Below are 23,654 nucleotides of genomic sequence, written 5' to 3' on the forward strand. Positions count from 1 at the left end.
CCGGGAGCATGCTTTCGGGCTTTTTTGTTCGTAGGGTTTATCCGTCATGATTGATCCTGCACCTGCCACCGCACTCTGTAAGGACCTCTTAATGAGCACTCTGCTTCAGGTCGAAAATATTGAATGTCGCTACGACCAACTGGTGATTACCCGGGAGATTAGTTTTGCCCTGAATCAAGGGGATATCTGCTGCCTTCTCGGCCCCAGTGGCTGCGGTAAAACCACACTGCTCAGAACCATCGCCGGTTTCGATCCGGTTTATACAGGCTCAATCAGTCTGAATGGCGAAGTAATTTCTGCTCCCAACCTTATGGTGCAACCGGAAGAGCGTCGCATCGGTATGGTTTTTCAGGATTACGCCCTGTTTCCTCATCTTACCCTCGCAGAAAATGTCGCTTTTGGCCTTAGAAAATTCAGCGATAAAGAGCGTAAAGAACGGGTTTGTGAAATGCTGGACCTGGTTAACATGAGTGATCTTGGTCATCGCTACCCCCATGAACTATCAGGAGGGCAGCAGCAACGTGTCGCCCTTGCGCGGGCTTTAGCCCCCCGACCGCAGATAATCCTGCTGGATGAACCCTTCTCCAATCTGGACTTTGAACTGCGTAAGCACCTGGGGCTTGAGGTGCGCCGTATCCTGAAAAGCCTGAATATCAGCGGTATTCTGGTAACCCATGACCAGACTGAAGCCTTTGCTATGGCCGATTATGTTGGTGTACTGAATCAGGGGCGTCTGCAGCAGTGGGATACACCTTACAACCTGTATCATGAGCCCCAGAATCGTTTCGTGGCGAATTTTGTCGGCCAGGGATACTTTATTCCAGGAACTCTGCAGAATCACTGCAACGTAGAAACCGAAATTGGCCTGATAGAAGGCAACCGCGCCTACCCGTGGAAAGATGGCACCCCAGTGGATGTCCTGTTACGGCCTGATGATATTGTGCATAGCCCAGAAGGCCCCATCAAAGCGATCGTTGAACAGTTCACCTTTACCGGTTCTGCAACGCTCTATCGATTAAAGCTGCCATCCGGTCAAATAGTCGAGTCTATGTTTAACAGCCATGCAGAGTTCAGTATCGGAGATACCGTTCAACTGGAGGTAAAAGCAGACCATCTGATCCTCTTCCCACAACCCGGGGCCAATGTTAACGAAACACCATCGGCTTTGGCTGAAGCCAGTTAGTAACGGCAGCCAATACTCTACATAAAAGACCACTCGCCTCTTTACAGCCAGAGGCAGAGTGGTTTTTTATCACACCGGTCTTTCGGTTCCACTGGTACCTTTTTCTGCACGGGCTACCTGCTATCAGGCTCCTGACGCTTCTTCCGGATATACAGTGTTCTCATGACACGGGCCACCAACTCGCCTTCCTCATCCAGAATCTGCACTTCAAACTCGGGCAGGTATTTCTCACCGGTCGCCGTTTTTTCCCGAATAGTATCCAGCATCTCCCGGGAGACCCGGAACTCAGCCCGAACAGTGGAGCGCCCTGGCTTTATATAATCAATATGAGCAGCTTTATCCCAAACCACATAATCACGGCCAAGGCTTTCTGAAAGCATCAGCATATAAAAGGGATCTGTCATGGAATAGAGGGAACCGCCATAATGCACACCGACATAGTTCCGGTTATACCAGCGTAATTTCATACGGATACGGGCATAAGAAAAGTCTTTTGCCAAGACTTCAACCTTAACCCCGGCCCCCAGAAGCGGTGGCCAGAGGGAAATCCCCCACTTTAGCAATGTAGCTTTCAAAACAGAACTTCCCTCCGCCGGATCAAACAAGAATTCAAACAGTTGTTCGACATTAAAGCAGAAATAAAAAAAGGAAGGCAAGGCCTTCCTTTTTAATAATCAATCAGTCTTCTGCCCAGCGAGGCAGCAATCAGCTCTGTGTATCCAGCAAACTTCCCAGAGACGCCTGATCAGTACGAACCTCCGCTTGCTTTCGCAGCAGGTCGTTAGACTGATCCTGAATACTACTGTAGGTACTTTGCTGCTCAGTTGTTTCAGCCATTTGGCTGACCTGAGTACTGGGTGCGGAACTAATAGGTACACTGCCCTTTACAGCATCCGCAGAAACCCCTGCATTTGATGTTGGCTGAGTAGTCCCGGATTCCTCCTGACGACTTTCGCTGGCAGCATCCAGACGCTGCTGAGCCTGATTGTTAGTGCCGGCAGCCTGACGGTTTAGCAAGGTTACCTGAGATACAGAAGATTCAATCATATTGGCCTCCAGGAGAGAAAAAATTAAACCCATGACGCACTGGTTACAACCACCAATACGGGCATGGGTTCAATATAGCCTTAAATAACGATTACCGAAAGTATGCAACTGTAACGAATTACTGCTTTGGCTTATCATTCATGATGAAGTAAATCACGCCACCAAAGAAAACCAGAGCACCACCGATTACCAACAAACTGGCAAATACCGCATCATCCATATACATAATCATCACCTCAGAGGGTTCGTGAGTAAACAAATCATCTGAGTTCAGATTAGCAGGGATCAGGGGGTAAACCCTGCCCCAGATCAAACTAATTAGCGGATCTGTATATAGCAGCAACTCATGTGTGACAAAGGTCAATAAATATCGCTTATTGGCCGAGGCGATGCTGAATAAAATGCCCGATCGCTTCCAACTCAGCCACACAAACCTCATGGGCCATTGGATAAGGGTGCCACTGGGAATCTGCAGCTTTCAGTTCCGTTTGCTCAGCCGCTTTTTTACCCATTGAGAACGGCACCACATCATCCTGAGAACCATGCCCGTGCCAAAAAACCATCTCGCCTAGTTTTGGATGAGGTTGCTCAACAGGCTGAGCCTGATAGGTTGATAATGCAAATATGGCGGCAGGCTGGCTAACTGAGTGATCTGCAGTCATATAACGGCCACCGTTCAGGGCTGCTTCAAGCACCACAGCACCACCCTGAGAAAATCCGATCCAGAATATACGATCTTCAGCTATTCCGGCATCAATCTGTTGTCGGGTCAGTTCATGCAGGCCAAGTGCGGCCTCCTGAAGGTGTGCCGGATCGATTTCACGCTCTGGCAGCATCTTCAGAATATCGTACCAGGCGGGCATCTCCCAGCCACCGTTGATACTAACAGGCCGATGAGGTGCCTGGGGAAACAGAAAGCGAACCCCAAGTGAATCCGGTAATTTCAGATAGGGTACCGCCGGAATAAAATCATCAGCTCCAGCGCCCAAGCCATGTAACCAGATGACACAAGCATCCGGTTTCTCTGAGGTCTCGACCTGTTTCATGCCCTGAGTAAATAGCGTCATTATCGCCTCTTTTTTCTGTCAAAAATGTTCATTGTTTAAGATATCTTTGAAAACCAGCGGTATTTTCTTTATGCTGCCGACCATCTGCCTCTTACCATTTCAACCAGACTTTATGCCATGCCGAAGCTGCTTTTCATATTGACTGCTCTTATAGCCAGTTTTTTGCTATCTGCCTGTAGCAGCACACCCTATGGCACAACCAACAGTAAAGTGCATCTGGTTAAACCCGGAGAGACCTTTTACAGCATCGCCCGCCGCTACAAGGTTGATCTGGAGACTCTGTCCCGCTATAACCCGAAAGTTGTTCCCCATCGGCTGAGGGCCGGTACCGAATTACAGCTTCCAACCCGTGGCAGCAACCCTCAGACACCAAGCATTCAATATACGGTGCAAAAAGGGGACACCCTGAGCAGCATTGCGGATCATTTTGCCATATCGCTATCGAACCTGAAGCGCAGTAACCCTGGTATCGACCATGACAGGCTGCACCCCGGGCAGAAGTTAATTATTGGTGTCGCCCCCCGCCGGGCCACCACAGGTTATATCTGGCCGATCTCTAACCCCCGGCTGATCAGTGGTTTTGGTGAAGAGAACTGGGGATTACAGAAAGGCGTCAACCTCCAGGCTCAACCAGGCCAAACCGTATTCGCAGCAAAAGAGGGAACGGTGAGCTTTGCCGGAGAGATGCGAAGCCTGGGGAAGGTCGTCATTATTCAGCACCCAGGTGATCAGCAAACCGTTTACGCAAGCTGCGATGCATTAGTCGTAAAAACAGGTGATACCGTCAAAAAACGCCAACCCATCGCAACCGTTGGTTTTAATACGCTGGTAAATCGTGCCGCACTGCACTTCCAGTTCCGTGATCGCGGTGCTCCTCTCCCCCCGGAAAACTACCTACCTGTGATCCAATAAATCATTGCAGGGAAGCCGCCTCTAAAAAACCGCAGACTTAGCTGCGGTTTTTACGCTTATTGATGGCATCCTGCAAAAAACCTGCAGGCATAGCCCTGGATTCATTCGTAAAGTCGGTCCGGGCACCATTTTCATCAACCCAGCAGCTCACCAGGCGGGCAGGAGTCATATCAAAATAGATATTGCGCGGCTGGACAAAATCAATCACAGGTAACTGAAGCTCATCCCCGGCAATCTCTTCCAGTTCAATTTCGTCAGCCCTGCGATGGCTGTGCTTAAAGCTCTCCGCCGCCACAAAGACAGGCACATCATGATCCTTTGCAGCCAGGGCCACCAGATAGGTGCCGGCCTTATTCACCACGGCCCCATCCTCCAGTATGCTGTCAGCACCCAGAAGCACCACATCAGCGCTGCTGATAAAGCACCCCAGCTGCGCCTCCGCAATATAGGTTGTGTCTATCTTCAGCTCAGACAAAGCACGGGCCAGGCGACGGCCTTCAACACCGGGCCGGGCCTCTGTCATAATGACCCTGCAGTCTGCCGTCTGCATCGTCTCCAGGATAGCCAGAACCGTAGTGCTGTAGCTGTGGGTCAGAATAACACTACCCGGGGGAATCTGTGGGCTAAGGGCCTGAACAATGGCTTTTCCGGCCTGAACAGAAGACTGCTGCAGAGCTCCAGCCTGTTCCATAGCAAACTGACGGGCGTTCTCCATCGCATCTTCCGGCATAAACGCCAGCTGCTCTATCCAACGCTGCATAACATTCCACAGAACCGCCATACTGGGCCGGGCCAGCTGCATCTGCATCGCCAGATCCAAAAGTTCACTTTTCAGATCAGCAGGGCTTTGTGCATCACAGGTATTAGCGTACTCCTTCAGGTCTTCCAGAGCACTTCGCGAAAGCTCACTACCGCCTTTGCGAATATCTTCTTTTACCGCCCGGATACGACGCTCTTTAAACTGATCGTTATTGATATACATACCAGAGATGGTCCTTATTTGTGTCTGATCCGAAAGTTTCTGTTACTCAACATTCATCCGGGGGCGCTAGAGCTTCCCTAACAATTGCTGAAGCTGGCTGAGCCGGTTAACCACGGACTGGCGGTCATTATCCGCAAGGATCTGAGGTGTTACCAGCCAGGATCCACCGACGACCGGTACATTCTTCAGCGCCAGGTAGTCCATCATGTTTTTCGGGGTGATGCCGCCGGTCGGACAAAAAAGAATGTCCTGCAAAGGTGCGCCTATGGCCTTCAGCAGATGAGCTCCCCCCGCTGCTTCAGCCGGAAAAAACTTCTGCAGGCCAAAGCCATAATCCCTTGCCCGCATCGCCTCAGAAGGTGTCATAACACCGGGCAAAAAGGGTACCGGGCAATCCTGACCGGCATCCAGCAACGGATCCGTTGCCCCCGGAGCAACAATAAAATCAGCACCAGCATCCACTGCCCCGGCTATCTGATAGCTTTTCAGCACTGTTCCGGCACCAATGGAAAGTTCAGGAAAATGGCGGTTAAGGTACTCTATTACCTGCAGTGCCGCAGGGGTTCTGAGCGTCACCTCCAGATGTTTCATGCCGGCTTCAATAAAACAGCTGCCAATCCAGTCCGCCTGTTGTACAGACTCCAGCACCAAAACAGGCAGTACTTTCTGTTGGCTTAGCTGAGATAAAAACATAGACACTCCTAAATTTTGCCCGCCTGAAAGATGAAACGAAACAGCGCTTACTCCAATCTCAATAAATCACGACATAGCGGGCCTCTGATCCAGCTTGCGCTTCAGCACCCACATCATAACCGGTTGAGCGAGAACGAAAATCAGCGTTATTGTACTCAGTATCACCATACCCTGTAATACCCCGTGCTCATCAGCAGTCAGCACCCACGAGCTGCCAACCGCCGCGATGCCCGTTGAAACATGCTGAAAAGCAAACTGAGCCGAGGTGTAGGCCGCCCGCTCATGGGCTTCCGGTGTCTGACTGGTCAAAGCATTCTGCGCCACTCTGCGGGCCGATGAAAACACCATAAATCCGGCAAAAATAAAAGGCACCAAGGCCAGTTCCGGCTGCTGCATAAAACCAAACCAAAGCACCAGGGCAAGGCCAAGGCAGACCACGGTTCCCGTCCCCAGACTTCCGAAACGATCCGTCAGATAACCCGTCACCTGCATACCGATAAGAGATGCACCACCTCCGATCATATACAGTTCACCAATGCGTTCACGGGGAAAGCCCAGATTGAACTGGATATAAGCAGAAAGATTGGGAACCAGCAGAAAGTTGCCAAACATAGAAACCACGACCAGCATCAGAGCCCAGCGCGTCAGGGATTTATTGAGCAGTGAGAAAACACCTGTGGCGGGCTTGCCTTTATGTTTCCCCTTATGACGGTCCATCTTAGGCAGTAACAGAAAGATCGCCAGCAAGACACTGATACCGCTCAGGGCTATGCCATAAAAAGGGGTCTGCCAACCATGCCAATTGGCCAGTTCAAGACCAAAAGGGATTCCCGCAACCGCAGCAACAGAAAAAGATCCCATCGCAATTGCCATCGCTCTGCCCCGCCGCTCCGTTGGCACAACATCAATAATCATCGCCATACCAATGGCTGACGCAGGCCCACCAAAAGCTCCGGCACAGATCCTTGCCAGCATTAATTCCGCCTGATCTGTCGCCAGAGTGGCCGCGAAGGTACTAAGTGATAAACCTGCTAAAGCCAGCATAGCGATGGCTCGCCGGTCAAAGCGATCCAGATATTGACTGAGAATAAACCCGGAAGCTGCCGCCGCAAACGTATAGCTGCCACCAATAAGCCCCAGGTCTGACATGGGAATATTCAGATCCCGGGCAAAGTCCGGCCCCAGGGGCATCACCATCATAAAATCGACGATATTAATAAACTGAATCAGGGTCACCAGAATGACAACCCGCCATTCGCCGGGTGCTGCACCAGAGCGCAGAGAGTGGTCTGGGGGTTGTGAGTACATCGGGGCTCCATAGTCGGAACAAAAGAGTGCTGCGGTCTGAAAAAAGAGAATAAGATCAAAAAGAGAGGCATAAAGCCCCTCTGAAGCACTCAAGTATACTCCCTGAGAAGCAATAGCTCGATATCTATGATGCCCCAGGGTCAACAGAAACCTGTCGCACAACTCCGATACCAAGCCGCTTTGCCAGACGTACCAGATTTGCACGGTCGGTCTTCAGCTTACGGGCGCTTTTGGCCCAGTTACCCTCAGATGCGGTTAGGGTCGCAATAATCAGCTTCCGCTGAAATGCCTCTGTTGCGGTTTTCAGCCCCTGCTCCGGGTCAAAACCAGCACTCCCTGTCTCTGATAACTGGCGAGCCTTGTCAGCAGTAGCCGCCACCGATGCCGCCCGTTGCAAAGGTGGCTCTGAAACCTTGTCCGCAGACGATGGGATATCCCCCAGATGGCAGCACTGAATTCGAACCATAGGTTTGATGGCACCGGGCCCCTCTGCAGAGCTATTCACTTCTGGCCTACTCACATCCGCGCTGGCAATTAAAGCAGCCCGGCCAATGACATGCCCAAGCTCCCGGACATTGCCCGGCCAGGGATAAGCTTCCAGAAGTTGCCGGGCACCTTCTTCCAGCAATAACTGCTCCAACCCCAATTTACGGCGGGACAGCTCCATAAAATACCCCGCCAGCAGGCTGATATCGCCATGGCGCTCCCTCAGGGGGGGGGAACCCTGATCGGATAGACACTCAAACGATGATAAAGATCAGCCCGAAAACGATTTCGCTCCACCTCATGCTGTAAAACGCGATTCGTTGCAGCTAAAACCCGTACATTAACGTTAGAGACCCGATCCTGCCCAACCGGCTGAATTTCCTGATTTTGCAAAGCTCTTAGTAACTTACTTTGTGCAGCCAGAGGCAGTTCGCCGATCTCATCCAGAAACAGCGTTCCCCCATCGGCCAAACTGAATTTCCCTTCCCGGTTTCGCTCAGCACCAGTAAAAGCCCCTTTAATATGACCAAACAGTTCGCTTTCCACCAGGTGTTCAGGAATTGCGGCACAATTCACATACACCAAAGGCTCTTTGGCACGCTGCGAAAGCCCATGCAGGGTACGGGCAACCAACTCCTTACCGACGCCCGTTTCCCCCTCAATAAGAATGGCAAAATCAGACGGAGCCACAAGGGCCAACTCCTGTTTCAGCTTTTGCATCACAGCGCTGTCACCAATCAGCTCACCACCATCTTTGATCAGTGCCTCTTGAGTCAACTCATGGATCACATTGCGGGTATGGACAGAGTCAGCTTCCAGATGCTGCAACAGCATAGCGGTTTTCAGGCTGGCCGCCGCCATGGCCGCCATCACCTCCAGAGTCTGTGAGGGGATATGTTCAAAGGCGTCAGGGGTCATACTATCCAATGTCAGCACACCAATCAGCTGCCCATCAGATTGCAACGGAAGTCCCATACAGGCGTGTACCGGCAGGTCACCGGAAAAGCCCTGTAACATACCATCGTAGGGGTCTGGCAGGTCACATCCAAACTCAAAAAGCACAGGGGTTTCTGACCGGCAGATCGCCTCAAAGCGCGGGTGCGAGCGAATCTCAAAACGGCGTCCCAGAGCATCGGCTCCCAGCCCTTTCTGAGCCAGCGGCTTAAGCTCATGTCCCATACGCTGTAACAGAACCACCGCATCACAGGGAACACTGCTTCTCACCGCAGTTAGCAGACGATTGAAGCGGTCCTGCGCACTCAGGCTATCGGCAAGATCAATCGCCAGCTGCAGCAGGGTGCTCTGGCTGACAGGGGATACCCCGGAGCTACCCTCCCCGTGGGCCGCTTTTACAAAGATGTCGCCAGACTTTATTAAGGAGGTATCCGTTTTCTCAGACATAGGTCACACCATTACCGGCCTATCGTTCAATCAGAGGAATCTTCACTAAAGCATACGCCGCCTCAGCAAACAATATGGTTCATGTCATTTTGACCTAAAAATACTTTTTAGACCTACTCAATAAAAGATCTATTTGACTCTTTTATAAATAAGAAAACAAATAAAAAATCATAACATACTGATTAAAAAGACTTTTTAACATCTGGCACACCCAGTGCTAATACCTGTATTACCGCACAGCATAATCCACTCCAGGCTCCGGCTCAGCGGAATGAGCCTGACAGCCAGGGTCATAGGGATCGATGCACCGGACAGGTGCTTTGCGGCACTCAGCTACTTAGAAATCAGTTACTTATAAAAAGGTTTTACACTGCTATGCTTACACCAAACCAGATCGACATTGTTAAAAGTACTATCCCACTGCTTGAAAGCGCAGGCAGCAAAATCACTGAACACTTTTACACCCGTATGTTCAGTCACAATCCTGAGCTTAAAAACATCTTCAATATGAGCCATCAACACTCAGGCCGCCAATCCGTGGCTCTGTTTAATGCCGTCGCCGCCTATGCCCGCTATGTTGATGACTTGCCGGTATTACAAGCCGCCGTTGAGCGCATCGCCCATAAACACACCAGCTTTAATATCCGCCCTGAACAATATGGAATTGTCGGCCACCACCTGATCCACACGCTGAAGGAACTGGCCCCGGATGCCTTTACCCTAGAAGTTGAAGACGCCTGGACCGCGGCTTATCAGCAGCTGGCAGATATCTTTATTCAGCGGGAAGAAGCACTTTATAAGGAAAATGCCCAAAGCCTCGGTGGCTGGGAAGGTCCACGCCGCTTTCGCCTTGAGACCAGCAAACAGGAATCTGAACGGGTTAAAAGCTTTATCTTTATTCCGGTTGACCAACAACCGGTGGTGGCCTACAAGCCGGGACAGTACGTGGGTATTCGCGTTAAACCCAGCCACTCTGAATTTGAAGAGATCCGTCAATATTCATTATCTGATGCCTCAAACGGCAGCAGCTATCGCATCTCCGTTAAGCAGGAAAAAGGTGAAGTCGATGGCCTTGTATCTAATTTCCTGCATGATGAACTGATGGTTGGCGATGAGGTTGACCTGTTTGCACCAGCCGGTGATTTCTACTTCACTGACCGGCAGCAGCCTGTTGTCCTTATCTCAGCAGGGGTTGGCATTACACCGATGATCGCAACGCTGGAGACACTGGCACGTTTGCAATACAAACACCCGGTCAGTTTCCTGCATGCCTGCGAAAATGACGCGCAACACTCCTTTAAACACCGGATTAAGGAACTGAGTAAACATCTTAGTTTTTCCGCCCATACCTGGTATAACCAGAGCCAAGATGATCATAGTGTCGCGGTTAATGGCCTGCATACCGGACTGATGTCACTGGAGGCTATTCAATCAGAGCTTCCCGTGTCAGCGGGGGATTTTTACCTGTGCGGCCCGGTTGCCTTCATGGCCTTTATTAAAAAGCAGCTACTGGAGCTGGGTGTCAGATCAGAGCAAATTCACTATGAGGTATTTGGCCCCCACGCCGACCTTTAAGCTTCAACGGCGCAAGGCCGCCTGACACTGCATACAGGCGGATTCCCCGCCCCTTTAGCAAAATACCCCGACAGATCGATGATCCGTCGGGGTATTTTGTACTCAAATGTCAGCACCCGCTATTAGCTTTTTTGCTTCAGGTATTAACTTTTTACATCAGGTATTCAGAAAGGCCTGCACATGAGCCAGAAAATCCAGTGGTTTCTCCGCATGCAGCCAATGACCGCAGCCTGACATGGTAATCAGCTGATTTTGTGGAAACAGAAGGTCAATCTGTCCCTGATAGCCATCTTCAACATAATGCGAAAGCTCACCGCGAATAAAAAGCGAAGGCTTACTAAAAGCCTGGCCCGTCGGTGCCTTAACCACGGCATCATAATCCGCATTAATCTGCTCAAGGCCCATGCGCCAACCCAGCTTACCATTCGGTTTCTTTTCCAGATTAGTACTCAGAAACTGACGCACACCCAGAGTATCCAGATGCTCCGCCATCAGGGTATCCGCTTCTTTACGACTGGCAGCACCACCGGCATTCTGCACCGCGTAGAGAGCGGCTAACACCTCATCATGGCCGTGGCCATATTCTACCGGTGCGATATCGGCCACAACCAGTTTCTCAATACGCTCAGGGTGATTCAGTGCCAATTGCATCGCAACCTTGCCGCCCATGGAGTGCCCGAGAATATGAGCTTCTTCCAACTGCAGACTGTCCATCAGCGCCAGCACATCACTCGCCATCGCAGGATAACTCATCCCCTCCACGTGGGGAGAGCGGCCATGATTACGCAGATCCAGAGCGATCACACGATATTGCTCCGCAAACTTTTTACTTAAAGTGCGCCAGTTATCCGCTGAACCAAACAAACCATGGATAATGATCAGCGGAAAACCTTCTCCCTGCTCCGTATAAAACAGTGTGGGGCGATCTGACATCCTATATACCTCCGAACCGTGTCATCAAACATAGAAAGGCTATCGAAACAGCGCCGTATTATGCAGCGCCCGCCGGGCTTGCGCCACTATGAGCCCCTTAATCGTGCCATAGCCGTCAAGGCGCATGCTCAATGAAATACCGGATCAGGCAACCTGCAGCTGATACCGGCTCACCTCATCAACGCCAGCATTCAGAATCCCCCTAAGCCGGAGCTGTTTGCGGAACTCACACAGCGTCGGTAGCTGATCAAAGCGGAAAAAGTGCGCCTGACACTGACAGTCCGTCGCCCCAAGATCTTTGACCGGTATTTCAGCCGTGGGCAGATCCTGCAGCACGCTCGCCCAGTCATGTTCACGGGGTTCTTTGTCTTCGGTCATCCACAGGCAAAGAAACTCCATCTCAGGGCGGATATAATCCAGGTGCCAGTGACAACGTTCACTGATGCTCAAATGATGCCTGAGCCTGGCGTGTAGCCCCCCTGGGCCAAAAGCACTGCCCACGTAGGCGTAAAAGCCCGGTGAAAACTTGGTTTCTGTCAGTTTACCAACGCGAATGGTTTTAGCATGTTTCATCTCGAAAAAAATCAGGTAAGAACCCTTTTCTTTCGGTAGCTGACGGGTCAGTTCAGCAATATCGAGACGCGACAGGTCTTTTATTTTTTTCATAGGATCCCTGTTAGCATTCTTGAGTCTGTGTTTCTATATTAGGTTCAGGTACTTTTTATTATTGGTTGCCTGGCCCTTTTTATTTAGTGGTAATAGCTTATATCGCTATTGATCATACTTATCGCAAGCATGAAGGAGACAGATCATGGATCTATCCACTCACAACATGACCAACCTGTTTAACCAGCTTGGCCTGCCCAGCGACGAGACATCTATCCAACAATTTATCAGAGATAACGCCCCTATTCCGGCTGACCAGCCCATCTATGAAGCCAGCTGCTTTACCGATGTTCAGGCAGCCTTTTTAGCCCAGGGTCTGGATGAGGACTCCGACTGGAGTGAGGTTATCGATACGTTACACAGCGCACTGTCTGAACCAGCAAAGTAATATAGACTGAACCGGTCAGGCGGCGTAATGCACCTGCCGTAAACGATACAAAATAAGAGCAAATCTTTCAATTTAAGAAACATAAATTCCACTACCCAGAGAATACCGTTCAGGCAGACCCGTTTTACGGGTGGCCGGACGGTACCTCGCACCGAAAAAACATCAGGCTTTCAGAGGAATACTTGTCAGAAGCTTTATCTGCCCTCAGGATATATTGCATCAGCTCCCCCAGGGCGATATCCTGTTATCTCTGTGTTTTAGCCTATTCAACTTCAGCGTTACATCGACGGTATATGACAATAAAAAGTGAGCCTCCCAGTTGCCACTCTGCAACGCATATAAAATCCCCAGACTATTTCATTCTGCCGAATTCATCAGAATTCCCGGCAACATACTTCAGATCAGCCCTCTCATCACACTTTTTTGCCAACGCAACCACTGTGATTAAATCAGGTTCTGGCACGACATCTTTCTTTTACACCGGCCTGCAATCCGTTAGTCTGCTAAAAAACAATAGCCAGCACGATAAACGATTTGCAGTCAGTAATCGCAACCTGGCAGCAGGCATTGGGTTAAGGCCAAAGAATTTTCAGCAAGTGAGGCAGCATTAATGCGAATACATGTTTTTCAGCATGTTCCCTATGAAGGGCCGGGCAATATCGCCCGCTGGGCAGAAAAAAATGGCCACACACTGACCACCACACATCTTTATGAAGGTGAAGCACTGCCATCCCATGATGACTATGATCTGCTCATGATTCTTGGTGGCCCCATGAGTGCCAACGATGATTTCAATGTTGACTGGATGCAAGCGGAAAAGCGCTTTATTCGTGAGGCGATGGCACAGGATAAAATGTTACTCGGCATCTGTCTGGGCTCTCAGCTTATCGCAAGGGTACTGGGCGCGACGGTCAGCAAAAACGAAGACCGTGAGATCGGCTGGTTCCCCATCACCGCAACGCCTAATGCCATGGTTCTGGGGCTGCCCCAGCAGTTTCAGGCCTTCCACTGGCATGGCGACACCTTTACCCTGCCGGAAGGTGCTAAATCCATCGGCAGCAGCGAAGGCTGTGCTCAGCAAGGCTTTATCTATCAGGATCGGGTTGTAGCGCTGCAGTTTCACCTGGAAACCACCCCAGAGGCTGCCCGTGAACTGGTGGATGCCTGTCGGCATGAGATTGATGAAGAAGGCCCTCACACCCAGCCTGCAGAAGCGATGCTGGTGGACTTTGAACTCTTCTCTGAGGCGAATCAGCGTATGGAGCAGATCATGGGCTATATGCAGGCTCAGCTGGAGGCCACTGCCACCGTGAGCTGATAACCTCGATCCAGATACAGAAAAGCCGGAATATATCAGAGATAGATTCCGGCTTTTTTAGTTCAGACTAAACGTCAGGCTCTTACTACAGTATTTCCAGAACCTTACTACATTATTTCCAGAACCTTACTACAGTGTTTCCAAAACCTTAGCCAGACGCTTCAAGCCTTCTTCCATATCCTCAGGTGTCATCTGACTGAAGCTCAGGCGCAGAGCTTTACCCGCGGATTTCTCAACTTCAAACGGCGTACCCGGCAGAGGCACAACTTTAGCTTCGATTCCTTTCGACAGAACGTCACGGGTATCTGTTTCTAACTCCAACCAGAAGAACATACCACCGGCAGGCAGCTTCCATTTCACAGACTCCGGCAGGTACTGCTTCAGCAGTTTCTGCATCAGATCACGCTTCACACGATAATGGTTCTGCAGACGCTCAATGTGTGCAGGCAAGCTGCCAGCGGCCATAAAATCACCAATGATCTTCTGTCCTAAGCGGTTAGAGTGCAGATCCGTCGCCTGCTTAGCCCGCAAAATCCACGGATACAGATCCGGGTGTGCAATCACATAACCGGTACGCAAACCCGGCCACAGCATCTTGGAAAAAGACCCCATATACATCCAGGTCGCTTTCTTCAGATAAGAGCAGATCGGACGAGTAAAGGCGTTATCGTAGTTCAGAACACGATACGGATCATCTTCAATCAGGGTAACATCATAGCGATCCAGCAACTCAGCCACTGCGATACGCTCCGCTTCTGTGTAGCTGTACCCCGTCGGGTTCTGGAACGTCGGAATCAGATACACCATACGCGGGTTCTTATCTTTAAGCTGCTGCTCTAAAGAGGCCAGATCGACACCGTTTTCACCCAGGTCAAACGGCACAAGATCAGCACCCAGTCCACGGAGAACCTGCAGCATCGCCAGATAGGTCGGATCTTCAACAACGACCTGAGTCCCCACATCCACCAGAATACGGGCCGCAAGATCCAGACCCTGCTGGGAGCCAGACGTGATCATAATCTGATCTTCGGTACAGGCCAGGCCTTCGCTACCCAGCCATTTCACCAGCTCCTGCTTCACCAGAGCCTCGCCATCTGAAGTGCCATACTGCTTAATGCTGCTCAGATCACCCAGTTCCGGCATCTCAGGCATAACAGAAGCATCCGGCAGACCACCGGCAAAAGAGATCATGCCCGGTTGTTGGCTGACCGACAGAATCTCACGGACCGGAGAACCCGGCAGGCGGTTAGCATAAGCGGACAGTTTCAATTCCGGTGAGGGACTGGACATAAGGTAATCCTTTTTCAAATGATGATATTTATTGTCACTGAGCAACAGAGCCTGAAGCGATGAAAAGTGTTTTGCAGGGCTCCAGTCTATCTCAGACTTTATGATGACATTATGGAAATGGAAGGGGCACACAGAAAAGATACAGTTTGCTAAAACAGCCCCATACAGACCAAAATAACTGATACACAGTTCGCTGAAATTTTACCATACTGCCAAAAAGCCACAAACAGATGTCTGAATATAAACCAACACAAGCGTTAAACAGCCCTCAGGAGGAGCCCCTATACCAACAGGTGGGGCAAAAACTCTATCAGCAGGTCATTCAGCACGCCAACCCTGACCAGAAGCTACCCAGTCTGCGCTTAGTGGCTAAACAGTTTAATATCAGTCTGAGCAGCGCGCAAAGTGCCTATCAGTATCTGATTGATCAGGGGCTGGTTATGGTGCGCCCCCGCTCCGGCTACTATCTCCCGGAAACAGTATCCCACGGTCAGCTACAACCCCAGATCCCTGCAGCGAATCCTGCGGCAGAACGGGTAAAGGTCAGTAATCTGGTGATCCGTATGCTCTCTATGGGACGGGAGCACCCCCTGATCAACCTGGGTACAGCGGTACCGGAGCCGGCACTACTGCCGTTAGATGCGCTGGCGAAAATTCAGCGCCAGATCAGTCGAAAACCTCAGTGGGCCTACGGTGGCTACAGCCCCTCCGGGGGAGAGCCTTTGCTGCAACAGGCATTAGCGCAGCACCTTTATCAGCAAGGCATACAGTGCCTGCCTGAGGATCTGCTGATTACCAATGGCTGCACAGAAGCCCTACGTATCGCGCTTAGTGAGTGCACCCGCCCCGGTGATGTCGTGGCCATTGAGTCTCCCACCTACTTCACCATTCTGCAGCAGCTGGAAAGCCTGGGGTTAAAAGCCCTGGAAATTCCAACCTCGCCGGAAACCGGTATCGACCTGAACCACTTAGCCACCATGATGTCAGCTATCACCGTCAATGCCTGTGTTGTAAATCCGGTGGGGCACAACCCTTTGGGTTTTGTGATGCAGGAAACGCAAAAAAATGCCCTTATCGATCTTTGTTACCGTCACGGCACCCGACTGATTGAGGATGTGATCTGTCTGGATCTCGCCTATGCCGATCGCCCTCTTCGCTCACTGCGAGCCCTGGACAACTACGGAGTTGTCAGCCAGTGCGGCTCATTCTCCAAAAGTCTCTCTCCTTCCCTAAGGGTTGGCTGGCTATTACCGGCGGAAGATACCGCCTCCGCTACGGCCCGAAAATTTCAAAACAACGTCAGTGTCAGCACCCCTTGTCAGCTCAGTGTCGCTTATATGCTGGAACAGGGTGTTTATCAGCGCTCTGTGCGTAAGATCGCCAGCCAACATAAATTACGGGTACACCAAACCCGGGAGTGGGTACTGCGTTACTTCCCGTCAGGCACGCGGGTATCTCTGCCCGAGGCGGGTTTTGTTTTGTGGGTCGAGCTCCCGGAACCTTTTATGGCGATGCCTCTGCATCAGAAAGCGCTGGGAAAAGGGGTGATGTTTCTGCCGGGGGATGTCTTCTCCCCCACCAGTGACCTTTATAGCCGCTATCTGCGCATCAACTGCTGCGCCTGCCCGGAGGAGGAGGTTTTGGAGGGGATCAAACGCATCGGGCGCTGCTTTTAAGCGCCCAATGGCAGAGTCGATAAGACGGAGTGATTCAGGAGCTGCCGTTCAGGAAGAGCAACTCAGATGGGAGACGCCACCGGCACCAAAAGCCTCAATAGGCTTTTGACGATAGAAGCGTTCAGCAACCGCTTCTGATTGCTCATCATAGGGCTGCCCCATAACGGTCTGCAGTTCATGGATCAGCTGGTAATCCCCTTCCGCTGCGGCCTGGTAGGCCGGTGCCAGCAGCCATTCCCGCAGGGTGTATTTCGGGTTAACCGCTTTCATCTGAGCCTGCACCTCAGCTTCTGAGCGTACGGCTTCGCCCCGCTCATCCGCTATCACCGCCTCCCGCATAATCGCTTGCCGCCATTGGTTTAACCAAAGCGACCAGCGATGCTCCATCTCCCCATGATCCAGGTTATACCGGGGGTGCAGGGCGACCGCTCCGTAATCGTCACCATTATAGAAGCTGGCTTTCAAGGCGCTGATGTCCGCTTGTTCGGTAGAAAGTTCAGAGGGCGACTGCTCAGAAAGAGCCCGGAAGAAACGGGTATAATCCACCGGTGTCAGCATCATCAGCATCTCAAGCTGACGAAAAAGCTCTGCATCAAACATGGTTAAACCCAGCTTGGCCGCCCACATCGCTTCCATCTCGGCCTGCATGACATTATCAAAGCCGCGCTCAATATCATGCAGCTGCCTTAACGCTTCCGGCTCAGCCGCCAGTAACGGCTGCAGGGCAGAGCAGAAACTACCAAAGTTTTTACCCGCCGCCACCGGCTGATTCATAAAAGAAAAATGCTGTCCACCACCGGTCCACGGCTGGTAATGGGGGTTAAAGGCATCGATAAAGCCGAAGGGGCCGTAATCCAGTGTAAAACCACCGGCGGCGCAGTTATCACTGTTGAAGTTGCCCTGGCAGTAACCCACCCGGATCCAGTTAGCGACCAGTCGGGCCAACCGGCCACGGAAAGCTTTGGCGAGTTCCAGCACGCTATCGGCAAGACTCAGGTTTCCGGGAAGCTCATCGGAATATTCCCGCTGGATCAGGTGACGTACCAGCTGCTCCAGCTCCGCTAAAGCATTCGACTGCTGCTGACGGGCACGGCGGGCAAACAGCTCCAACTGACCAACACGGATAAACGAAGGTGCCACACGGGTAGTGATGGCCACCGGTTCCGCCACCATACGATCCGGGTCCATAGAGCGGGAGCCTTCCGAATACCAGGGGCGTTTGACCATATCGGTTTTGGAGACATACAGCGTTAACGAACGGGAAGTAGGTACACCCAGTGCATGCATATGCTCCTGGGCCAGAAACTCCCGCACGCTGGAACGCAGCACCGCACGGCCATCGCCACCACGGCAATAGGGCGTGCGACCACCACCTTTCAGCTGCATCTCCCAGCGCTGGTTGCCCAGCACCGCTTCCACCACAGACACCGCACGGCCATCGCCATAACCGTTACCGGTCTGAAACGGGCACTGTTGATTATACTCTGTACCATAGATGGAAAGGGCATAACCTGTCGCCCAACCGGTTTTACGAAAAGGAGGCGATAAACGGGAAAGATCACCACTGAACAGGCAGGTAAAGCTGTCATCCTGCGCGAGCTTGTCACTCAACCCCAACTCACGGAAAAAAGCCCCGCTGTGGGCGATATATTGCGGTTGACGAATAGGCGTAGGCGTTACCGGCACATAATGTCCACTGAATACCTGACGGGGGTTATGATCCGCGCCATCGGTCGTGGCATCCGGATCAGAGGTTAGCGAATCCATCAGGGAGTAATCGAGGGCGTTCGCCAGATCATCCAGTGAGTTGATGGTTGCCGTTGTCTTAGAAATGCTTTTCACAATAACGCCTGCCCGTTAGGTAGCTGGAAAGTACTCGTTAGAAAAAGTGCCTGGGTGTCTTTGATAAGACATTATAGAGAGTGCAGGGGCAGGCAAACAACGGGACACAAAGCAGGGTTATTTTTAGGTTCTTTGTTTAAGCAACAAAAAAGCGACCGTAAGGCCGCTTTTAATGAAGTATTTTAATGGCAGGCAACAATCTTACTTACTTATAAAAGGCACGATTGTAATTCATTGCTGTCGGGCGAAGAGCTGACGTTGTTCCGTCATTAAAGCCGTTATCATCACCCATATAAAGCACATTACCTTCGATGGTAAAAATGGTGTAGGTGTAAGTGTCAAAATCAGCACCACTGTAGCGGGTAACATGGCTATCCAGCTCCTGAGCAACAACACCACTGGATGTTGTTACCTCCGCACCTATGCTGAATACACCCTCAGCGATAGGGTTAGGCGCCTCGCTCATGGGGATAGAACAACCGGCATCCAGGTAGTTTTTAATATTGGATGTAAAGTTATTACCGGAGAAGGTCGCGGTAACAATATCGTATAAGGTCTCAGGGTCACTGGGGTCAACAGGCCCACAGGATTTAACCCAGACACCATCCAGAACAGTACCCGTCTCACCGCCAGAACCTGCATCGCCACCTGAACCTGTATCACTGCCGCTGCCACCGCTGGTACTATCACTTCCCGTTGATGAAGACCCTCCGCCACAGGCTGCCAATATTGTCACCATTGCAAATAAAACGATCAATTTCTTTAACATTCCATGCCTCTTAGATCTATCAATCAATAATTGCGACTTTTTCCATTACAGACACAACAATTATATTTTTAATATGTATTTTTGAGATAACCATATAACAAAAAAATCAACCGACGTTTTATAACACCAACCCTGCAGCGAATCAAAACGATTTATTACTTCAATATATCGCTTAATAAAAAAACACTAATAGTTTAATTTCTAATATAAAAGTGGAATTTTTCTTCGATTATCAGCTCAGGAAGTGCGGTGCTTATCATCAGGAGAAACACCGCACCCTGTTCAGGTATGCGTTAATTTAAGACCAATAATCCCAGCGCATATCAGTCCTAAACTCACCAGTTTAGGGGCATCTGCCGACTCACCAAATAAAAATATACCCAGGACAGCCGTTCCGACAGCGCCAATGCCCACCCAGACAGCATAGGCCGTACCCACCGGCAGCGTTTTCAGGGCCAGACCCAACAGCAAAAAACTGGCAACTAAAGAAACCACCGTGCCCACTGTCGGCCAGAGCCTTGTAAAACCATCTGTGTACTTAAGCCCAATCGCCCAAGTGACCTCTAACAGCCCGGCAGCGAACAAAATAAACCAACTTATACCCATGAAATCTCTCCGTTAGCTTTGGGGCCGTCCCCTAACGAGATTGAGCGGTGAGGTCGTCCTCACTTCAGATGAAAAAGATATTTTAAGCGCAAGCGGATGCAGGTAATAGAGAACGTTTCGGGTTAGTTATCGTCTACGGTCTTTCTCTTACCAATGCCTTCCGATGGATAAAAGCAGGACACAGGGCAGGGGGTTAAAGATCATGTTAGTTTCGTAGCACCACGGGATCTCACGGCTGGAGGTGATGCCTTTAGCGTAAGCAAACAGGATGATCTTTAACAGGAAAGATCCAGCTTTTCATAAAAAACGGGGGGTAAGGCAGTGCACGCTCAAAAGCACCCAGCAGCAACTGGCCCTGACCATTGACCACCATCGACGTTTGGTTGTAGTCCTAGTGCTTGAATCGAGCCACCACCGCCTCCTGCGCTTCAAAACCCGACCAGATCATTGTTCGGGAGGTTTTTCTACAGCCTGAACGCTTGGCACAGCGGGCGTTTTGGAGCGACAAAAGAGCGGAAAAATGTTCCGGCTGCTGCCACTTGTTAGCCATGTTTATCGGTGCCTGCATCTCCCCTACTACTGGATTTGAATTCTAGCTTGTCTAGTAACTTCATAAGAATTTCTTGACTGTTTATTGGGTACGCATCATTGGCGTCTGATGAGTAATCTTTGGGAGCAAATAGTCTATTAGCAATTTCTGATTTAAGTCTATGCTGTTCTTCAATAGGTAATGAGGCCAAGTAGGGAGTGATAGCCTTTAAGTCTAGAGAAGTTTGTAAGTGGGCATACTGCTGCTGCCGATGCTTTGCAGATTCACGCGCCAAATATGCCGCTGGAATAGTTAAGAGAAACGTAAAGACCAATCGAAATAATGAGTTCTCCCATTTGAAGGCATCAGTTGTTGTTTCATATAAAGACAAACCAACGATTACCGCAATAATAACCATACAACCTAAAGAACCAGCCCGTAGCCAGTCTGCCATTTTCTTTTCTGATGTTGCACTCGTGTCATAGTCTCCAGCAATAACACTCGCTGAAATAGTTCCAAGTAGGTCGTCTACCCCTTTTTGTTTCTTCTCTAACTCTTCTTTAGCACCAGAATAGAGCGCATCCACAGCCTCTAGTCGAGACTGAACATCTTCTTCAATCGTGTCTATTGAAGATTGAATGTCCTCTAATCTTTTAGATAGTGTTAATTGTCTTTTCTCATGACGATCTTCAGAGTCTTGAAGTTGTCCCTGTAAAATTTCAATATTTTTGCGTAATACCTGAGTATCGGGAAGGCTACGTTTTGAATTATCTTCAATCTCTTTGCGATCAGACCCTGAAAATGTTACTTCTCTATCCTCAATACATTCCTTTAGTGATTTAGACAGGCTAGAAAGCCTGCTAGTCATTTCTCTTAAATTATCATCAGCAGATGAGCTATTTTTTAAGCCATTACTTATTGCCGACAAATATACAGACAAATGAGAAGCCGACTTCGTGACTCGATCATAATCAGCTCCAGACTCCAATGCATTTATATAATCACTATATCTAGCATCAAATGTATTCATGAGCTCTTGAACTTTAGCAGTGACCTTCTTTCCTTTTAAAAAATTTTTTAGATCGGTTACGTATTTATCTGCTTGCCTTGCTATTTGGTCAACTCTATCGAGTGTATTACTTGGAGATTCAGTTTCCATTCTCATTCTCTCGGTATCTCAGATTATTTGATGGCTAACGAGCCTGTAGAAAAACCTGTTTTCAGCCAGCTTTTCTCGCAGCAGCTCGTTTTCTGTTGTTTATTTTCGATGACCGGTTTTATCGGCCATCATTTGTTTATTCTGTGTTTTCCTGCCTTTTTAAGCTTTGGCTGTCTGTAAGCTCGATTCATGCTGCTTTCAGTGCCTGTTCTAAAGCTGTATTAACTCTGTTTTACTGGCTGAGATGTCCGTATTTTGCCAGTTTTTCTACATTATGCACCAGGCAATAAAGTTGCCACTGAATATCTTGGCTGGAGGTGATACCTTTGGAATAAGCAAACAGGATGATTTTCAGCAAAATGGCTGGATCGTAGGCTGGGAGAACTTCGCTATCATTCTTATAAGGCTGGCGAAACGCGAAAAGATCCAGCTTTTCAGCCTCTTTATAAAAAGGCAGTGCATCCCCAAAAGCACCCAGCTGCAACTGATCCTGATAATTGATCACCACCATCGACGTTTGGTTGTAGTCGTAGTGCTTGAATCGAGCCATCACCGCCTCCTGCATTCCAAATGCCCGATCAGACCATAGTTCGGGAGGTTTTTCTACAGCCTGAACGCCTCATTCAGAGGCAATAAAATAGCTGGTTAAAATTAGCGAGGCACGAGCAAAAACCAGCTGTTTTTTGTCCTGCTGAAATGATTTGTTATAAATTTATAGTGCCAATAAGTTATTCAACGTACTTTCTACATCTGTCCATGTGTTAATCCAACAAATCCTAACACCAATATGTAGAAGTGATATTTCCATCAACTCTTGTTGTTTGGGGTCACTTGGTTTTAAATGAATCCAGATATGCCTTGGACTTACTGCTGGGTTGCTCCCTGTTTGATTAGGCATTAACTGAGATAACTCTTTGAGGTTATTTTGATGACTCCATGCAAGCCATTTTCTAATATTTGGATCTGAAAGTGAATGACCAATTATTAAGAACTTTGAGTTTTGAGCATGATACAAGCACAATGTTTGAGCCCAAGTTGACGCATTACCTGCTATTTCTAAATATTCGCTTTCTCGGAAAACTAAATTCTGCCTAGAATCATTGGTCTTTTTACCTTTTGAACCTTTAGGGCTTATGGCTCCATGACAATGATGTATTGGCACGACATTTCTAGAGGAAGTTTCTACTCCTCGAAAAGATTTTACAAATTGTGCTGCGGGTTGATTCCATGAACCTCCGTTATTGTTTCTTGCTATATGCTTTATTTCAACAAGCATATGTAGCAAAGTATCAGCATTAAAGTTAATAATTGATAACGGGAGTCGGTCTTTATCATGAGCTTTACTTAAAACTTCAGCTAATTGATTTAATGTAGAGTCCGAGTAATTAGTATCAAAAAAATCCACTAAAGCTAACGTTTCATCTTTATTTAAATTTCTTGGCTTAGATAAGCCTTTCGCTAAGGCATTTTTTAGAAATGAGCTTCCCATTTGGTTCATTAAATCACTATAGAGGTGCTTCTCTAGCAAGTCATAAAAAGCATCCTTACCTGAACCAGTTATTTCAAGTTGATTAGACGCACCTTGAAGTAAAGAGTCCAATGACCATTTCGTGGCGTCAGCTATGTTATCAAACTCACTCGAAGTGCAGTTCCATCCAAATGCATCATTTACAACATTTCTAGTTAAGTCATACCAAGTAGGAACAAGAGAAAATGAAATGCCAGCACCTACACATAGCGTCCAAGAACTTGATGCTAAATGACCTTTATAATTCGGATTTTTGCCATCAAATGACTTATTTAATAACTCCACTAAGACTCCCG

The 23,654-nt window shown here is 49.4% G+C and carries 24 protein-coding genes and 1 pseudogene; 6 read left to right on the forward strand and 19 right to left on the reverse strand.

Annotated features, from left to right (window positions below; genetic code table 11):
* The first annotated feature begins 91 nt into the window (after nucleotides 1-91).
* On the forward strand, nucleotides 92-1,183 hold the full coding sequence (locus tag BTA35_RS00935) for an ABC transporter ATP-binding protein (protein ID WP_077242558.1): 1,092 nt from the start codon (nucleotides 92-94) through the stop codon (nucleotides 1,181-1,183).
* Between the two features lie 113 nt (nucleotides 1,184-1,296).
* Here BTA35_RS00935 and BTA35_RS00940 read toward each other — a convergent pair whose 3' ends face one another.
* The 4 genes from BTA35_RS00940 to BTA35_RS00955 form a co-directional block, all read right to left on the reverse strand.
* Nucleotides 1,297-1,758: a DUF4442 domain-containing protein gene (locus BTA35_RS00940; RefSeq protein ID WP_202931145.1), complete on the reverse strand. Its 462-nt coding sequence runs from the start codon at nucleotides 1,756-1,758 to the stop codon at nucleotides 1,297-1,299.
* A 130-nt stretch (nucleotides 1,759-1,888) separates the two neighbouring features.
* Nucleotides 1,889-2,230, reverse strand: a complete 342-nt coding sequence (locus tag BTA35_RS00945; RefSeq protein WP_077242559.1) for a hypothetical protein — start codon at nucleotides 2,228-2,230, stop codon at nucleotides 1,889-1,891.
* 118 nt (nucleotides 2,231-2,348) lie between these two features.
* Nucleotides 2,349-2,456, reverse strand: a complete 108-nt coding sequence (gene ccoM, locus BTA35_RS18750) for a cytochrome c oxidase subunit CcoM (RefSeq protein WP_283589688.1) — start codon at nucleotides 2,454-2,456, stop codon at nucleotides 2,349-2,351.
* Nucleotides 2,457-2,604: 148 nt separating this feature from the next.
* On the reverse strand, nucleotides 2,605-3,297 hold the full coding sequence (locus BTA35_RS00955) for an alpha/beta hydrolase (RefSeq protein ID WP_103989635.1): 693 nt from the start codon (nucleotides 3,295-3,297) through the stop codon (nucleotides 2,605-2,607).
* Nucleotides 3,298-3,435: 138 nt separating this feature from the next.
* Here BTA35_RS00955 and BTA35_RS00960 point away from each other — a divergent pair, with 138 nt between their 5' ends.
* On the forward strand, nucleotides 3,436-4,209 hold the full coding sequence (locus BTA35_RS00960; protein WP_160054858.1) for a M23 family metallopeptidase: 774 nt from the start codon (nucleotides 3,436-3,438) through the stop codon (nucleotides 4,207-4,209).
* A 37-nt stretch (nucleotides 4,210-4,246) separates the two neighbouring features.
* Here the strand turns inward: BTA35_RS00960 and BTA35_RS00965 are convergent, their stop codons facing one another.
* The 5 genes from BTA35_RS00965 to norR all read right to left on the reverse strand — a co-directional run bounded on the left by BTA35_RS00965 (nucleotide 4,247) and on the right by norR (nucleotide 9,079).
* Nucleotides 4,247-5,191, reverse strand: a complete 945-nt coding sequence (locus BTA35_RS00965) for an eIF2B alpha/beta/delta subunit family protein (protein WP_077242562.1) — start codon at nucleotides 5,189-5,191, stop codon at nucleotides 4,247-4,249.
* A gap of 66 nt (nucleotides 5,192-5,257) precedes the next feature.
* Entirely contained in the window at nucleotides 5,258-5,884 is a 627-nt protein-coding gene (gene eda / locus BTA35_RS00970) for a bifunctional 4-hydroxy-2-oxoglutarate aldolase/2-dehydro-3-deoxy-phosphogluconate aldolase (protein ID WP_077242563.1), read from the reverse strand.
* Between the two features lie 66 nt (nucleotides 5,885-5,950).
* Nucleotides 5,951-7,192 carry an MFS transporter gene (locus BTA35_RS00975; protein WP_139363601.1) on the reverse strand — a complete coding sequence of 414 codons (1,242 nt, stop codon included), beginning with the start codon at nucleotides 7,190-7,192 and terminating at the stop codon, nucleotides 5,951-5,953.
* A gap of 124 nt (nucleotides 7,193-7,316) precedes the next feature.
* The gene (locus tag BTA35_RS18755; RefSeq protein ID WP_338012988.1) at nucleotides 7,317-7,859 is read right to left on the reverse strand and encodes an AAA-type ATPase lid domain-containing protein; all 543 of its coding nucleotides are present in this window, start codon (nucleotides 7,857-7,859) and stop codon (nucleotides 7,317-7,319) included.
* A gap of 41 nt (nucleotides 7,860-7,900) precedes the next feature.
* Complete coding sequence (gene norR, locus BTA35_RS18760; protein ID WP_338012989.1) at nucleotides 7,901-9,079, reverse strand: nitric oxide reductase transcriptional regulator NorR; 1,179 nt, start codon at nucleotides 9,077-9,079, stop codon at nucleotides 7,901-7,903.
* A gap of 375 nt (nucleotides 9,080-9,454) precedes the next feature.
* Between norR and hmpA the strand changes: the two genes are divergently transcribed.
* Nucleotides 9,455-10,654: an NO-inducible flavohemoprotein gene (gene hmpA / locus BTA35_RS00985; RefSeq protein WP_077242565.1), complete on the forward strand. Its 1,200-nt coding sequence runs from the start codon at nucleotides 9,455-9,457 to the stop codon at nucleotides 10,652-10,654.
* 156 nt (nucleotides 10,655-10,810) lie between these two features.
* Here hmpA and BTA35_RS00990 read toward each other — a convergent pair whose 3' ends face one another.
* Both BTA35_RS00990 and BTA35_RS00995 read right to left on the reverse strand, forming a co-directional pair.
* Entirely contained in the window at nucleotides 10,811-11,587 is a 777-nt protein-coding gene (locus BTA35_RS00990; protein WP_077242566.1) for an alpha/beta fold hydrolase, read from the reverse strand.
* A 144-nt stretch (nucleotides 11,588-11,731) separates the two neighbouring features.
* Nucleotides 11,732-12,253: a GIY-YIG nuclease family protein gene (locus BTA35_RS00995; protein WP_077242567.1), complete on the reverse strand. Its 522-nt coding sequence runs from the start codon at nucleotides 12,251-12,253 to the stop codon at nucleotides 11,732-11,734.
* A gap of 145 nt (nucleotides 12,254-12,398) precedes the next feature.
* On the opposite strand from BTA35_RS00995, the gene BTA35_RS01000 reads away from it, so the two are divergent.
* Both BTA35_RS01000 and BTA35_RS01005 read left to right on the forward strand, forming a co-directional pair.
* On the forward strand, nucleotides 12,399-12,641 hold the full coding sequence (locus BTA35_RS01000; protein WP_077242568.1) for a DUF2789 family protein: 243 nt from the start codon (nucleotides 12,399-12,401) through the stop codon (nucleotides 12,639-12,641).
* A 610-nt stretch (nucleotides 12,642-13,251) separates the two neighbouring features.
* The gene (locus BTA35_RS01005) at nucleotides 13,252-13,959 is read left to right on the forward strand and encodes a type 1 glutamine amidotransferase (RefSeq protein WP_077242569.1); all 708 of its coding nucleotides are present in this window, start codon (nucleotides 13,252-13,254) and stop codon (nucleotides 13,957-13,959) included.
* A 129-nt stretch (nucleotides 13,960-14,088) separates the two neighbouring features.
* Here BTA35_RS01005 and BTA35_RS01010 read toward each other — a convergent pair whose 3' ends face one another.
* Nucleotides 14,089-15,249 (reverse strand): aminotransferase-like domain-containing protein, encoded by a 1,161-nt coding sequence (locus BTA35_RS01010; protein ID WP_077242570.1) that lies wholly within the window; start codon nucleotides 15,247-15,249, stop codon nucleotides 14,089-14,091.
* Between the two features lie 230 nt (nucleotides 15,250-15,479).
* Here BTA35_RS01010 and BTA35_RS01015 point away from each other — a divergent pair, with 230 nt between their 5' ends.
* Nucleotides 15,480-16,925 (forward strand): aminotransferase-like domain-containing protein, encoded by a 1,446-nt coding sequence (locus BTA35_RS01015; protein WP_077242571.1) that lies wholly within the window; start codon nucleotides 15,480-15,482, stop codon nucleotides 16,923-16,925.
* 48 nt (nucleotides 16,926-16,973) lie between these two features.
* Here BTA35_RS01015 and BTA35_RS01020 read toward each other — a convergent pair whose 3' ends face one another.
* From BTA35_RS01020 to BTA35_RS01050, 7 genes and pseudogenes are all read right to left on the reverse strand, one after another.
* The gene (locus tag BTA35_RS01020; protein ID WP_238377456.1) at nucleotides 16,974-18,767 is read right to left on the reverse strand and encodes a protein adenylyltransferase SelO; all 1,794 of its coding nucleotides are present in this window, start codon (nucleotides 18,765-18,767) and stop codon (nucleotides 16,974-16,976) included.
* Between the two features lie 205 nt (nucleotides 18,768-18,972).
* Nucleotides 18,973-19,536 (reverse strand): hypothetical protein, encoded by a 564-nt coding sequence (locus BTA35_RS01025; RefSeq protein WP_077242572.1) that lies wholly within the window; start codon nucleotides 19,534-19,536, stop codon nucleotides 18,973-18,975.
* Between the two features lie 282 nt (nucleotides 19,537-19,818).
* Entirely contained in the window at nucleotides 19,819-20,142 is a 324-nt protein-coding gene (sugE, locus tag BTA35_RS01030; protein ID WP_430522257.1) for a quaternary ammonium compound efflux SMR transporter SugE, read from the reverse strand.
* A 180-nt stretch (nucleotides 20,143-20,322) separates the two neighbouring features.
* Nucleotides 20,323-20,427: pseudogene (locus BTA35_RS18890) on the reverse strand (transposase); the annotation flags it as partial.
* 257 nt (nucleotides 20,428-20,684) lie between these two features.
* Nucleotides 20,685-21,830: a hypothetical protein gene (locus tag BTA35_RS01040; RefSeq protein ID WP_077242573.1), complete on the reverse strand. Its 1,146-nt coding sequence runs from the start codon at nucleotides 21,828-21,830 to the stop codon at nucleotides 20,685-20,687.
* A gap of 232 nt (nucleotides 21,831-22,062) precedes the next feature.
* Complete coding sequence (locus tag BTA35_RS01045; protein ID WP_077242574.1) at nucleotides 22,063-22,380, reverse strand: transposase; 318 nt, start codon at nucleotides 22,378-22,380, stop codon at nucleotides 22,063-22,065.
* Between the two features lie 162 nt (nucleotides 22,381-22,542).
* Complete coding sequence (locus tag BTA35_RS01050; RefSeq protein ID WP_160054861.1) at nucleotides 22,543-23,643, reverse strand: SIR2 family protein; 1,101 nt, start codon at nucleotides 23,641-23,643, stop codon at nucleotides 22,543-22,545.
* Between the last annotated feature and the right edge of the window lie 11 nt (nucleotides 23,644-23,654).

Origin of the sequence: Oceanospirillum linum (assembly GCF_001995095.2) — a bacterium.
In the GTDB taxonomy this organism is placed as follows: domain Bacteria; phylum Pseudomonadota; class Gammaproteobacteria; order Pseudomonadales; family Halomonadaceae; genus Oceanospirillum; species Oceanospirillum linum.